This is a genomic window from Stutzerimonas chloritidismutans, assembly GCF_051486945.1.
Classification (GTDB): domain Bacteria; phylum Pseudomonadota; class Gammaproteobacteria; order Pseudomonadales; family Pseudomonadaceae; genus Stutzerimonas; species Stutzerimonas chloritidismutans_B.
In genome coordinates, this window is the sequence record NZ_JAHVDX010000004.1 from 320278 (window position 1) to 333398 (window position 13121).

Consider the following 13121-nt stretch of genomic DNA (forward strand, 5'->3'; position numbering starts at 1 on the left):
CATTCATCAGGGGTGCTGCCCAGGCTCTACGGACTGGTGCATGCGTTGCTGCCGACGGCAGCGTCAAGCGGATGCGAGGCCCACCGGGTGAGCCTCGCAGGCAAGTCAGGCGTAATCGTAGGTGGGCAGGCCGGTGCGGCTCTGGCTCTGAAGACGCGCGATAGCGGGCGACATGCCGGCTTCGAGGGCGAGGTCACGGCGGATCGAGCTGACCACCCATTCGAGCTGGATGTTGGTCTGCGTCTGCCCTCGGGACAGGGCGCGCCTGATGATGTCCCGATCGTCGTTGCGCAGCGTGAGCAACAACCCGCCATCCGGGCGGGGCTTGGTGACTACTTCGAATTCGGGGAACGCGGCAGCGAGAACTTTATCAGCGGCAATCATTATTGTTACTCCGGTTATGTTTCCAGCGTACGGTGCTGGAGCACCGTTCGTGCCAACCGGAGCGAATAGCCGAGGCCACTAAAATCAGTGACTTACGTCACATAATGGCAATATGTTTGCATGCAAAACGCATGAAGAAGCCGGATACGGCATGCATTCTGCTTTGCCCTGACGAAGGCTCTGGGATGCGGGCTGGCCGCAACCGAAACGGCTGAAGCATCCGGCATGGGATGTCCAGGCCGGCGCCGCGAGCCCTTCAGAGCCCTGTGCCAGCCAACGCTCGCTTTCGCCATACGCTGGCCAGCCAGGGCTGCTGGTCGCGCGGTAGGCCGGCGGGCCGGTAGTAATGTTCCAACTCGATGAACCCCGCTGCGATCATGCAGCGCTGCCAAGCTGGCCAGTCGTACCAGGCACCGTAGCGCGCACCGCTCCACCCCTCTTGATTCTCGCCGCGCGGGTTCGAGGCGAAGAGCACGCCCTCAGGTCGCAGTGCCGCATGCAGGTTGCTCAAGACCGCACTCAATTCTCGGCTTGGCACATGGAACAGGACCGCGTTGGCGAAAATCCCATCGAACGATGCCGCGGGCAGGTCCAGCGCCAGGAACTGCTGGTGAAGCACTTCGCAACCGGTCGCCTCTCGGGCCATACGAACGAACGGCTCCGCGCCGTCGAGCCCGACCGCAACGTGCCCTAGCGCCGTGAAGGTCTTCAGGTCGCGCCCCGGCCCGCATCCCAGATCGAGAATGCGATACGGTGGCTCGCCACGGATATGCCGCAATAACGCCTCGATGTTCTGGCTGACATCGTGATCGCGCGTGCCCTCGCGAAACGCGTCGGCGTTGGCACGGTAGTCATCGAGCGTACGTTCGGTGATTTCCCGGGTGCTCGGTTCTGGCATGTTTCAATCCTCAAAAACGGCATTGCCTGGCAATTCTCAACGAGCGATTGACGGATGGTCGACGACCCTGAACTTGCATGGGGCTGGGAAGCTCAAACCCCTCGCCTAGAGGTTCGCGTAGTATCGTCAGCGATCCGCCTCTGAAACACGCCGAGTAAAGCTCCAATGAGCCACGTTGCCAAAGTCGTCCTGCTCGTTGAAGACGAGCCCCACATTCGCGCCCTGTTGGCCGATTACCTCGCCAGTGAAGGCTATCAGGTGCTGGAAGCGGCAGACGCCACCGAAGCCTTCGATATCCTTGCGACCAAGCCGCAGCTCGACCTGCTGGTGACCGACTTCCGGCTGCCCGGCGGCGTGTCAGGCGTGATGATCGCCGAACCGGCGCTCAAGCTGCGTCCGGACATGAAGCTGATCTTTATCAGCGGCTACCCGATCGAGATCTACGAGTCGGGTAGCGAAATCGCCCTCTCCGCGCCGATCCTGGCCAAGCCCTTTTCGCTCGACACCTTGCGCGATCAGATCCGCCAGCTGCTCGCCTGACCCGCCTATCCCCATAACGCAACGAGCCCGCACAGGGCGGGCTCGTCGTTGTTAGCGCGATGAATCAGCGAACCTTGGGGTCCAGCTCGCCGCTGGCATAACGCTGGAACATACCTTCCAAGGAGATCGGCTTGATCTTCGAGGCATTGCCGGCGGTGCCGAAGGCCTCGTAACGCGCGATGCAGATGTCGCGCATTGCAGTTACGGTCTTCGCCAGGTACTTGCGCGGGTCGAACTCGCTGGGGTTCTTGGCCATGAATTCACGAATCGCGCCGGTGGACGCCAGGCGCAGATCGGTGTCGATATTGACCTTGCGCACGCCGTACTTGATGCCTTCGACGATCTCTTCGACCGGCACGCCGTAGGTTTCTTTAATGTCCCCACCGTACTCGTTGATGATTTTCAGCCACTCCTGCGGGACCGAGGAGGAGCCGTGCATCACCAGGTGGGTATCGGGGATGCGCTGGTGGATTTCCTTGATGCGCTGGATCGACAGGGTGTCGCCGGTCGGCGGCTTGGTGAACTTGTAGGCGCCGTGGCTGGTGCCGATGGCGATCGCCAGGGCATCGACCTTGGTCTTTTTCACGAAGTCGGCCGCCTCTTCCGGATCGGTCAGCAGCTGGCTGTGATCCAGGGTGCCTTCGGCGCCGACGCCGTCTTCTTCGCCGGCCATGCCGGTTTCCAGCGAACCCAGGCAACCCAGTTCGCCTTCTACCGACACACCACAGGCGTGGGCGAAGGCAACGGTCTGCTGGGTCACGCGGACGTTGTATTCGTAGTCCGACGGCGTCTTGCCGTCTTCCTTCAGCGAGCCGTCCATCATCACCGAGCTGAAGCCCAGCTGGATCGAGCGCTGGCAGATGTCCGGGCTGGTGCCGTGGTCCTGGTGCATAACGACAGGGATATGCGGGAATTCTTCCACCGCGGCGAGGATCAGGTGGCGCAGGAACGGCGCGCCAGCGTATTTGCGAGCGCCGGCCGAAGCCTGGACGATCACCGGGGAGTCGGTCTTGTCGGCCGCTTCCATGATGGCTCGCATCTGCTCGAGGTTGTTCACGTTGAAAGCCGGCACGCCATAGCCGAATTCGGCGGCGTGGTCGAGCATCTGGCGCATGCTGATGAGTGCCATGGTTTCCTTTCTCCCGGTTAGGGTCGATTAATCATCTGTAGCCTGCCGCAGCGGCTGGCGGTATTCAAACACCGCGCAACGTGGCGCGGCATTGTAGTGGCGAACGGGGTAAAAGCCATCCGCTAAAAAACAGGGTTCGGGTAGCGGCCGCCAATCAGAGGGTAATCAGCGAAGCGCTGCAGCCGTGGGCCAGCAGCTTGTCGTCGGCGATCCGGTAGACCAGCGCTTCGTTACCTTTGTCGTGGAAGGCCACTACGCCATCGCTATAGAAAGCACCGCGGGTGGCTGGTTCCTTGCGCAGGGTATGAACCTCTTCGCTGCTACCGATCTTCAGGTCTACCACCTGCCGACCGTCGTCGGCATAACGCCAGGCAATGTTCTGCGCGCTCTGGCATTTCCAGCGAACAAAGGGCGCATCGGGACCAGACTGCCAGTAGCCACAACCGCCAAGCAGCACGGCAGCTGTGATGGGAATGAACAGGCCTTTCATTGCTTCTCCTTGCCTTGGCCGCCTCGGTTCAGGGGCAGTCCTGTACGTCGGCGGTGGTGCCAGCGGTAGGGTCGCCGGTGCTTTGCATCTCTACCCGCTGATCGTTCTGCGCCGTGGGGCTCTGGGCAGGCGGCGGGTCGAACACTTCGCAGGCCGAATCCGGACCGTTTCCCGCACACCCGGCCAAGCCGAGCAGGCATACCGCAATCGCGACGTGACGCATGGTGAGTCTCCATTCCTTGTCTGAACAGAACAGAGACAGCACCGACTGCGTAGGGTTGCCTTTTGCCGTTGCGCTTGTATGGCTAGAAATCAGCCGGCGCGCTGCTCGAGCACTTCAACCGCTGGCAAAACCTTGCCCTCGACGAACTCAAGGAAGGCGCCACCACCGGTGGAGATATAGGAGATCTGCTCGCCCACGCCGTACTTGTCGATCGCCGCCAGGGTGTCGCCGCCGCCGGCAATGGAGAACGCCGGACTTTCGGCGATGGCCTGCGCCAGGACCTTGGTGCCATTGCCGAACTGGTCGAATTCGAACACGCCGACCGGGCCGTTCCACAGAATGGTCTTGGACGACTTCAACAGCTCGGCGAAGTTGGCCGCGGTCTGCGGGCCGATGTCCAGGATCATGTCGTCGTCGGCCACATCGCCCACCGCCTTGACGGTGGCTTCGGCATCTTCGGCGAAGGCCTTCGCGACCACCACATCCACCGGCAACGGCACGCTGACCTTGGCCGCGATGGCCTTGGCGGTGTCGACCAGATCGGCTTCATACAGCGACTTGCCTACCGGGAAGCCGGCCGCTGCGAGAAAGGTATTGGCGATGCCACCGCCCACGATCAGTTGATCGCAGACCTGGCTCAGGCTGTTGAGCACGTCCAGCTTGGTGGACACCTTGGAGCCGGCGACGATGGCCGCCATGGGCTTGGCCGGGCTCTTCAGCGCCTTGCCCAACGCGTCGAGCTCAGCGGCCAGCAGCGGGCCGGCACAGGCGACCTTGGCGAACTTGGCAACGCCATGGGTCGAGCCCTGGGCGCGGTGGGCGGTGCCGAAAGCATCCATGACGAAAACGTCGCAGAGCGCCGCGTACTGCTGCGCCAGCTCGTCGGTGTTTTTCTTTTCGCCCTTGTTGAAGCGCACGTTTTCCAGCAGCACCAGCTCGCCCGCTTTCACGTCGACGCCGTCCAAATAGTCTTTGACCAATGGCACTTCACGACCGAGGGCTTTGGCCAGGTAGTCAGCGACCGGCTTGAGGCTATCTTCTTCGCTGTAGACGCCCTCATCCGGGCGGCCGAGGTGCGAGCAGACCAGCACCGCAGCGCCCTTCTCCAGCGCCAGCTTGATGGTCGGCAGCGAGGCCAGGATGCGCGCATCACTTTTTACCGCGCCATCCTTGACCGGCACGTTGAGGTCCTCGCGGATCAGCACGCGCTTACCCTGGAGGTCGAGGTCGGTCATCTTCAAAACGGTCATGTGATCTTCCTTAAGTTCAAGAACGGCGAAACGTCGAGCCGGTTACCACCGCCGGTTAGTGGCGGTTGGCGACACGCAAGTAGTGATCGGCCACGTCGAGCATGCGGTTGGCGAATCCCCACTCGTTGTCGAACCAGGCCAGCAGGTTCACCAGCCGCGGGCCGGAGGCGCGCGTCAGGCTGCCATCGACAATCGCCGAATGCGGGTCGTGGTTGAAATCACAACTGGCGTGCGGCAATTCGGTGTAGCCCACCAGGCCGTGCAAGGGTCCGGATTCGGCGGCTTCGCGCAGGATTCGATTGACGCTGTGCGCATCCGTGTCACGCGAGGTCTGCACGGTGATGTCCAGGCAGGACACGTTCACCGTCGGCACCCGCACCGCTTTGGCCTGAATCCGCCCGGAGAGTTCCGGCAGCAGCCGTTCGATGCCACGCGCAAGGCCGGTGGACACCGGTATCACCGACTGGAAGGCCGAGCGGGTGCGGCGAAGATCATCGTGATGATAGGCGTCGATCACCGGCTGATCGTTCATGGCCGAGTGAATCGTGGTGATCGAGACGTAGTCCAGGCCGATGGAATCGTTGAGCAGCTTGAGCAGCGGCACGCCGCAGTTGGTGGTGCAAGAGGCGTTGGACACCAGCCGCTCATTGCCTTTCAGCTGGCCGTGGTTGATGCCCATGACGACGGTGGCGTCGACATCCGCTGCGCCGCTCATGGGCTGGGAAAAGAGCACGCGTGGCACACCGGCCTCAAGGAAACGCTGACCGCCTGCACGGGTGTTATAGGCGCCGGAGCACTCAAGGACGAGGTCGACATCCAGCGCCCGCCAGTCGATGGCCTCAGGCGTAGATTCGCGCAGCACTTTTACGCAATCGCCGTTCAGGTGCAGGCAATCGCCGTCGACACCCACGTCGCCGGGAAAGCGGCCATGGGTGGAGTCGAAACGGGTGAGGTATTCGATGCTGGCCATGTCGGCCAGGTCGTTGAGGGCAACGATCTGAAAATCGAAAGCGGCGTCGCGCTCATAGAAGGCACGCAGCACACAGCGACCGATGCGGCCGTAACCGTTGAGGGCGACGCGATAGGGACGGGCATTGGCCATTGGATTCATCGATCCTGGCGGTGGAAACCGCGTTGCGGGTCTTCCACTCTACGGAAGGTGGCGTGACGTAGGTGGATGGCCGAAGCCATCCACCGCTGCGCGGTATCAGTCTTCCAGCAGCTCTCCGGCTACCGCGAGGATGTTATCGACGGTGAAGCCGAACTCCTCGAACAGCTGGCCGGCCGGGGCCGATTCGCCGTAGGTGGTCATGCCGATAATCTGCCCTTCGAGGCCGACGTACTTGTACCAGTAGTCTGCATGGGCCGCCTCGATGGCGATGCGCGCACCCACTTCCACCGGCAGAACCTGCTGCTTGTAGGCGGCGTCCTGGCTGTCGAACACGCTGGTGCACGGCATCGAGACGACGCGCACCTTACGGCCTTGTTCGGTCAGCTTGTCCGCGGCCTGCACCGCCAGGCTGACTTCCGAACCGGTCGCGATCAGGATCAGCTCCGGCTCGCCGGTGCAGTTCTTCAGGATGTAGCCGCCGCGGGCGATCGCCGCTTCGGTTTCGTTGTCACGCACGTGGAACGGCAGGTTCTGACGCGAGAAGATCAGCGCGCTCGGGCCGTCCTTGCGCTCGACCGCATGCTTCCAGGCGACGGCAGATTCGACGGTATCCGCCGGGCGCCAGGTGTCCAGGTTCGGCGTGGTGCGTAGGCTGGTCAGCTGCTCGATCGGCTGGTGGGTCGGGCCGTCTTCGCCCAGACCGATGGAATCGTGGGTAAAGACGTAGATGACACGTTGCTTCATCAACGCCGACATGCGCACGGCGTTACGGGCGTATTCCATGAACATCAGGAAGGTCGCGCCGTAGGGGATTAGGCCGCCATGCAGGGCGACGCCGTTCATGATCGCGGCCATGCCGAACTCGCGCACGCCGTAGTACATGTAGTTGCCCGATGCATCCTCGGCAACCACCGGCTTGCAGCCTTTCCACAGGGTCAGGTTGGAGCCGGCCAGGTCCGCCGAACCGCCGAGCAGCTCCGGCAGCAGCGGGCCGAAGGCGTTCAGGCAATTCTGGCTGGCTTTGCGGCTGGCGATGGTCTCGCCCTTGGTAGCGACTTCACGGATGAACTCGCTGGCCTTTTCCGCGAAATCGGCTGGCAGCTCGCCGGCCATGCGGCGTTTGAATTCAGCGGCCAGTGCCGGGAATTCGGTTTCGTAGGCAGCGAAGCGCTTGTTCCACTCGTTTTCCGCATCGGCGCCCTTCTGCTTGGCGTCCCACTCGGCGTAGATATCAGCCGGAATCTCGAACGGGCCATGCGTCCAGCCCAGCGCTTCGCGGGTCAGAGCGATCTCGGCGTCACCCAGGGCGGCGCCGTGGGATTCTTCCTTGCCCTGCTTGTTCGGCGAGCCGAAGCCGATGATGGTCTTGCAGCAGATCAGGGTCGGGCGGTCGCTCTTGCGCGCGGTTTCCAGGGCGATCTGGATCTCGTCGGCGTCATGGCCGTTGACGTTGCGGATCACCTGCCAACCGTAGGACTCGAAGCGGCGTGGGGAGTCGTCAGTGAACCAGCCGTGCACTTCGCCGTCGATGGAGATGCCGTTGTCATCGTAGAAAGCGATCAGCTTGTTCAGCGAGAGGGTGCCGGCCAGCGAGCAGACCTCGTGGCTGATGCCTTCCATCATGCAGCCGTCGCCCATGAAGACGTAGGTGAAGTGGTCGACGATGTCGTGGCCTGGACGGTTGAACTGCGCAGCCATGACCTTCTCAGCCAGGGCAAAGCCCACGGCGTTGGCCAGCCCCTGGCCCAGCGGGCCGGTAGTGGTCTCGACGCCGGCGGTGTAGCCGAACTCCGGGTGACCCGGGGTCTTGCTGTGCAGCTGGCGGAAGTTCTTCAGGTCATCGATGGACAGGTCGTAGCCGGTCAGGTGCAGCAGGGAATAGATCAGCATCGAGCCGTGACCGTTGGACAGCACGAAGCGGTCGCGGTCGGCCCACTGCGGGTTGGTCGGGCTGTGCTTCAAGTGGTCGCGCCAGAGTACTTCGGCGATGTCCGCCATGCCCATCGGGGCACCCGGGTGGCCGCTGTTGGCTTTCTGCACAGCATCCATGCTGAGGGCGCGGATGGCATTGGCTCGCTCACGACGGCTGGGCATCGCTGAATCTCCTGCGGGGGTGTACTGAGAAAAAGGCGGCCATTTTCCCCTACCGGGCGGAGTGGGGCAATGACTGAATGATTGCCTCGTCGCGCTCAATCGAGCAGGCGCACACCGCGGTTGTCGGGGTCCGGCAAGTGCTGCAGCAGATGCTCCTTCATGCGCGTCAGGGTCAGCGGCGTCTCGCCACTGGCCGGCCAAACGAGGTAGTAGCTGTCACCAGAGCGCACCGCCTGGTCGAACGGCAGCATCAGCGAGCCCTTTTGCAGTTCGGCATCGACTAACGCGAGATCGCCGATGGAGATTCCGTGGCCCTGCGCGGCGGCGGAGATGCCCAGCTCCAGGGTGTCAAACAGCTTGCCCTGCTGCCAGGCGACCGCATCGACCCAGCCAATCCGCTGCAGCCAGCGGCGCCAGTCCCGGCAGTCACGTGACGGATGGATCAGCTCGGCAGTGCTCAGGCGCGCCTGCGTCCACGGCGGCCCGCCCTGATACGCGGGCGAGCAGACCGGCACCAGCCATTCATCGAACAGCTTGACGCGATTCCAGTCCGCGGGGAAACCACCGTGGCCGAGCAGGATCGCGCAATCGAAAGGCTCGTTGTGGAAGTCCACCGCATCGAGGTCCATCCAGGCGCTGGTGAGCTGAACGCGATCCTGCGGGTGGTGCAGATGGAAGTCGTCCAGCACGCCGAGCAACCATCGCATGGTCAGCGTGGACGGCGCCTTCAAGCGCAAGGCGTCACGCTGGCGTGTCACGGCAATGCAGGCGTTCTCCAGGGTGCGAAACCCCGCCTTGAGCTCCTGCGCCAGCACCCGACCGGTATCGGTCAGCGCGAGCCGGGAACCGCGCCGCTCGAATAGCTGGCAACCAAGGCTTTCCTCCAGGGTCTTGACGTGCCGGCTTACCGCGCTCTGGGTGATGCAGAGGCTCTCGGCGGCTTGAGTGAACGAGCCGAAGCGCGCCGCAACTTCGAAGGCGCGCAGCGCATACAGCGGCGGCATGCGCACCGTCATGCCGGGTAAAGACCGCATGAGTAAAACTCATCGGAGCTGGCCGTTTTTTCCATTTTGCAACCCCCTAGACCCCACCAATACTCGCCGGCAACCGGGCCAGCATTGCAATGGCACGGACGCCATAACAAGGCCCAAGCCGCACATAACACTAGGGAAGGATGACATGCCCACTCGTGAGTTTGACCAACTTTTATCTGCCAGCATCCGCCATGGAGGGCTCAGTCAAGCGCAGATGGCGCAAATCCTCGAGTTCAAGCTGTTCGGCAACGCCAAGGGCTTCCTGTTGCTGGAGGAGACCGAGATCGGTGAAATTCCGCCGACGCCGGCCTCGCGCAATGCCCTGAACAAGCCAGACAGCCGCAGCGAACGCCTGCTGCTGCAAGCCACTGCCTTGCTGGGCGAGCCGATCGGCTATGTGCAGGAATCGGGCGGCGCCATCGTCAACAACTTTTTCCCGCAACAGACCCAATCACGCGCAGCCACCTCGGACAGTTTCGATACCGAGCTGGACCTGCACACCGAGAACGCTTTCCACGCGGTACAGCCCGACTACCTCCTGCTGCTCTGCCTGCGCCAGGATCCAGCCGCTGAGGCCATTACCTACATCGCCTCGGCCGATCGCATCGTCGAGCGCCTGTCCTACGAAGACCAGGCATTCTTTCTCAACGAACCCTACAACTTCCTCTCGGATTACGGCCCCAGCGAGAAGAACCAGCGCATCGATATCGACAAGCACCAGACCGTGCTTTACGGCGACCCGGATGCGCCGTTCATGCGATTCGACCCGCACTTCATGGTTGCCTACAGCGACCGCGCCCAGCAGGCCCTGGAACGCCTCCGCACCGTCGCGTGGGATGTGGTCGAGCCGGTACGCCTGCGGCGCGGCGATCTGCTGATCATCGACAACCGCCGCACCGCCCACGCACGCAGCCCATTCACTGCGAACTTCGATGGCAACGACCGCTGGATGCAGCGCACCTTCGCCAGCTGCAACCAGCGGTTCTACACCGAGCGACTGGGCAAGCAGTCGCGCATCTTCGAACTGGTAACCGAACTATGAATGCTACCTACCTCGCCTTTGCCGCCGCCGTCATTCTCTTAATCGCCTCGCCCGGGCCGGTGGTCGCGCTCGTCATCGCCGATGCCCGACGCAGCTGGCCGGCCTGGACAATTCTCGGCGGAGTGCTGTCAGCGCAGGTGTTGATGGTCGCGGCGCTGGTGCTCATCTACCTGGCGCTCGATCTGCAGCCGGTGATTCTTGAATGGGGCCAGGTCATCGGCGGGCTCTATCTGATCTGGCTCGGCGCGGACGGCCTCTGCGGCGGCGGCACAACGAATGATCAGGCGCCGCGCTCGCAGGCCCACTACTTCTGGCGCGCCATGGCGGTGGGGTTGTCCAACCCCAAGGACATCCTGTTCTTCCTCGCCTTCCTGCCCGGTTTCATCCTGCCCGCGCAACCCTTCGCCCCGCAGGCGGTAACGTTGATCGCCATCTGGGCACTGGTGGACATCTCGGTGTTGGTGACCTACAGCCTCGTCTCACGCCAGCTGGCCAGCCGTGAAGGACTGCAGCGGGCACTGGAGCTGCTGCCAAGCTTCTTCCTGCTTGGGCTGGGCCTGGTGTCATGCGGGATGGGTATCAACAGCTTGATCAGCTAATCGCGCACGCCAATATCAAAACTTTTTGATATTGGCGTTGCTGGACGAAAAACGACCGACTAGACTGCGCAGCCTATGAGCCTGCGTATTCCTCGGATGTCCTTCGATCACAGCGACCAGCTCGCCGCCCTGTGCAAGGCCGGCGGCGATCCGCTGCGGCTGAACATTCTGCGCGCACTTACCAGCGACTCGTTCGGCGTGCTCGAACTGGCGCAGATCTTCGCCACAGGCCAGTCAGGCATCAGCCATCACCTCAAAGTACTGACCCAGGCCGGCCTGCTCGCGACGCGCCGCGAAGGCAACGCGATCTTCTACCGGCGCGCCCTGCCGTTGGCCGAAACCCTCGGCGGCCGGCTTCACGCTGCGTTGCTTGAAGAGGTCGACCAGTTGGCCCTGCCCGCCGACGTGCAGGCACGCATCGGCGCCGTGCATGCCCAGCGCAACGCCGCCAGCGCCGACTTTTTCACGCGCATGGCGGGCAGCTTCCAGGCGCGCCAGGACATGATCGCCGGCCTGCCGCAATACCGTGACAGCGTGGTGGCCCTGCTCGATGCGCTGAACTTCCCTGCAAACGCGACGGCACTCGAAGTGGGGCCGGGAGATGGCAGTTTCCTACCCGAACTGGCGCACCGCTTCGCTCACGTGCTGGCAGTCGACAACAGCCCGGCGATGCTCGAACTGGCACGTGCCCGTTGTGAGCAGGCGGCGCTTGGCAATGTCGAACTGAAGCTGGCCGATGCGCTGCAGGACGACTGCCCGCCGGCCGACTGCGTGGTGCTGAACATGGTGCTTCATCACCTAGCGGCGCCGGGCGAGGCACTCAAACAATTGGCACGGCTGGTGAACGCGGGCGGCAGCCTGTTGGTCACCGAACTGTGCAGCCACAACCAGAGTTGGGCCAGGGAGGCCTGCGGCGATCTCTGGTTGGGCTTCGAACAGGATGATCTGGCCCGTTGGGCCGATGCCGCGGGGCTCACGCCCGGCGAGAGCCTCTACATTGGCTTGAAGAACGGTTTTCAGATCCAGGCCCGGTACTTTTCCCGGCCCGCCACTGACAGCCGACTCACCCACCGGTAATAGGAAACCGATAGATGAGCGAATACTCGATTTTCACCTCCGAGTCCGTGTCCGAAGGGCACCCGGACAAGATTGCCGACCAGATCTCCGATGCGGTGCTGGACGCCATCATCGCCGAGGACAAGCATGCCCGCGTGGCCTGCGAAACGCTGGTAAAGACGGGTGTAGCCATCGTCGCCGGTGAAGTGACTACAAGCGCCTGGGTCGACCTCGAGCAGCTGGTGCGCGATGTCATCATCGACATCGGCTACAACAGCTCGGACGTCGGTTTCGACGGCGCCACCTGCGGCATCATCAACATCATCGGCAAGCAGTCGGTGGACATTGCCCAAGGCGTCGACCGCAGCAAGCCGGAAGACCAGGGCGCGGGCGACCAGGGCCTGATGTTCGGCTACGCCAGCAACGAAACCGACGTGCTGATGCCCGCCCCGATCCGCTTCTCCCACGCGCTGGTCGAGCGCCAGGCCGAGGCCCGCAAGAACGGCCTGCTGCCGTGGCTGCGCCCGGACGCCAAGAGCCAGGTCACCTGCCGCTACGAAGGCGGCAAGGTCGTCGGCATCGACGCCATCGTGCTGTCGACCCAGCACAATCCCGAGGTCAAGCATTCGGACCTCAAGGACGCGGTGATGGAGCTGATCGTCAAGCACGTGATCCCGGCCGAACTGCTGCACAAGGACACGCAGTTCCACATCAACCCGACCGGCCAGTTCATCATCGGCGGCCCGGTAGGTGACTGCGGCCTGACCGGACGCAAGATCATCGTCGACACCTACGGCGGCATGGCCCGTCACGGTGGCGGCGCTTTCTCCGGCAAGGACCCGTCCAAGGTCGATCGTTCGGCCGCTTACGCCGGTCGTTACGTAGCCAAGAACATCGTCGCCGCAGGCCTGGCCGAGCGTTGCGAAATCCAGGTCTCCTACGCCATTGGCGTGGCCCAACCGACCTCGATCTCGATCAACACCTTCGGCACCGGCAAGCTCAGCGACGAGAAGATCGTTGCGCTGGTGCGCGAGCATTTCGACCTGCGCCCCTACGCGATCACCACCATGCTCGATCTCCTGCACCCGATGTACAAGGCCACCGCGGCATACGGCCACTTCGGTCGCGACCCCTACCAAATGACGGTCGGTGACGACACCTTTACCGCCTTCACGTGGGAGAAGACCGACAAGGCCGACGCCCTGCGCGCGGCGGCCAACCTGTAACGTACCCGCCAGCGGCAAACGAAAGCCCCGCCAGCGTTGCTGAGC

Annotated in this window: 14 protein-coding genes; 5 read left to right on the forward strand and 9 right to left on the reverse strand. The window is 63.2% G+C overall.

The annotated features are described in order from the left end of the window. Positions 1-105: 105 nt before the first annotated feature. Both KXR72_RS16885 and KXR72_RS16890 read right to left on the reverse strand, forming a co-directional pair. A complete protein-coding gene (locus tag KXR72_RS16885; protein ID WP_437422251.1) occupies positions 106-384 on the reverse strand; it encodes a DUF3509 domain-containing protein in 279 nt (92 codons plus the stop codon). Between the two features lie 256 nt (positions 385-640). Then, complete coding sequence (locus KXR72_RS16890; protein ID WP_437422252.1) at positions 641-1282, reverse strand: class I SAM-dependent methyltransferase; 642 nt, start codon at positions 1280-1282, stop codon at positions 641-643. Positions 1283-1447: 165 nt separating this feature from the next. Here KXR72_RS16890 and KXR72_RS16895 point away from each other — a divergent pair, with 165 nt between their 5' ends. Beyond that, complete coding sequence (locus tag KXR72_RS16895) at positions 1448-1822, forward strand: response regulator (protein WP_437422253.1); 375 nt, start codon at positions 1448-1450, stop codon at positions 1820-1822. 64 nt (positions 1823-1886) lie between these two features. On the opposite strand, the gene fba is transcribed toward KXR72_RS16895, so the two are convergent. The 7 genes from fba to KXR72_RS16930 all read right to left on the reverse strand — a co-directional run bounded on the left by fba (position 1887) and on the right by KXR72_RS16930 (position 9135). Further along, on the reverse strand, positions 1887-2951 hold the full coding sequence (fba, locus tag KXR72_RS16900; protein WP_437422254.1) for a class II fructose-bisphosphate aldolase: 1065 nt from the start codon (positions 2949-2951) through the stop codon (positions 1887-1889). Positions 2952-3105: 154 nt separating this feature from the next. Next, positions 3106-3441 carry an MliC family protein gene (locus KXR72_RS16905; protein ID WP_437422255.1) on the reverse strand — a complete coding sequence of 112 codons (336 nt, stop codon included), beginning with the start codon at positions 3439-3441 and terminating at the stop codon, positions 3106-3108. 28 nt (positions 3442-3469) lie between these two features. Continuing rightward, entirely contained in the window at positions 3470-3664 is a 195-nt protein-coding gene (locus KXR72_RS16910; protein WP_437422256.1) for a hypothetical protein, read from the reverse strand. A gap of 89 nt (positions 3665-3753) precedes the next feature. Next, positions 3754-4914 carry a phosphoglycerate kinase gene (locus KXR72_RS16915; RefSeq protein WP_437422257.1) on the reverse strand — a complete coding sequence of 387 codons (1161 nt, stop codon included), beginning with the start codon at positions 4912-4914 and terminating at the stop codon, positions 3754-3756. Positions 4915-4969: 55 nt separating this feature from the next. After that, entirely contained in the window at positions 4970-6016 is a 1047-nt protein-coding gene (epd, locus tag KXR72_RS16920; protein WP_437422258.1) for an erythrose-4-phosphate dehydrogenase, read from the reverse strand. 105 nt (positions 6017-6121) lie between these two features. After that, the gene (gene tkt / locus KXR72_RS16925) at positions 6122-8119 is read right to left on the reverse strand and encodes a transketolase (RefSeq protein WP_437422259.1); all 1998 of its coding nucleotides are present in this window, start codon (positions 8117-8119) and stop codon (positions 6122-6124) included. A 95-nt stretch (positions 8120-8214) separates the two neighbouring features. Then, on the reverse strand, positions 8215-9135 hold the full coding sequence (locus KXR72_RS16930; protein WP_437422513.1) for a LysR substrate-binding domain-containing protein: 921 nt from the start codon (positions 9133-9135) through the stop codon (positions 8215-8217). A 163-nt stretch (positions 9136-9298) separates the two neighbouring features. Between KXR72_RS16930 and KXR72_RS16935 the strand changes: the two genes are divergently transcribed. The 4 genes from KXR72_RS16935 to metK all read left to right on the forward strand — a co-directional run bounded on the left by KXR72_RS16935 (position 9299) and on the right by metK (position 13076). Continuing rightward, positions 9299-10195: a TauD/TfdA family dioxygenase gene (locus KXR72_RS16935; RefSeq protein WP_437422260.1), complete on the forward strand. Its 897-nt coding sequence runs from the start codon at positions 9299-9301 to the stop codon at positions 10193-10195. Beyond that, on the forward strand, positions 10192-10794 hold the full coding sequence (locus tag KXR72_RS16940; protein WP_437422261.1) for a LysE family translocator: 603 nt from the start codon (positions 10192-10194) through the stop codon (positions 10792-10794). The genes KXR72_RS16935 and KXR72_RS16940 overlap by 4 nt, the downstream gene beginning before the upstream one ends. 75 nt (positions 10795-10869) lie before the next feature. Further along, the gene (locus tag KXR72_RS16945) at positions 10870-11871 is read left to right on the forward strand and encodes an ArsR/SmtB family transcription factor (RefSeq protein WP_437422262.1); all 1002 of its coding nucleotides are present in this window, start codon (positions 10870-10872) and stop codon (positions 11869-11871) included. A gap of 14 nt (positions 11872-11885) precedes the next feature. Continuing rightward, entirely contained in the window at positions 11886-13076 is a 1191-nt protein-coding gene (gene metK / locus KXR72_RS16950) for a methionine adenosyltransferase (protein ID WP_437422263.1), read from the forward strand. Positions 13077-13121 lie beyond the last annotated feature (45 nt).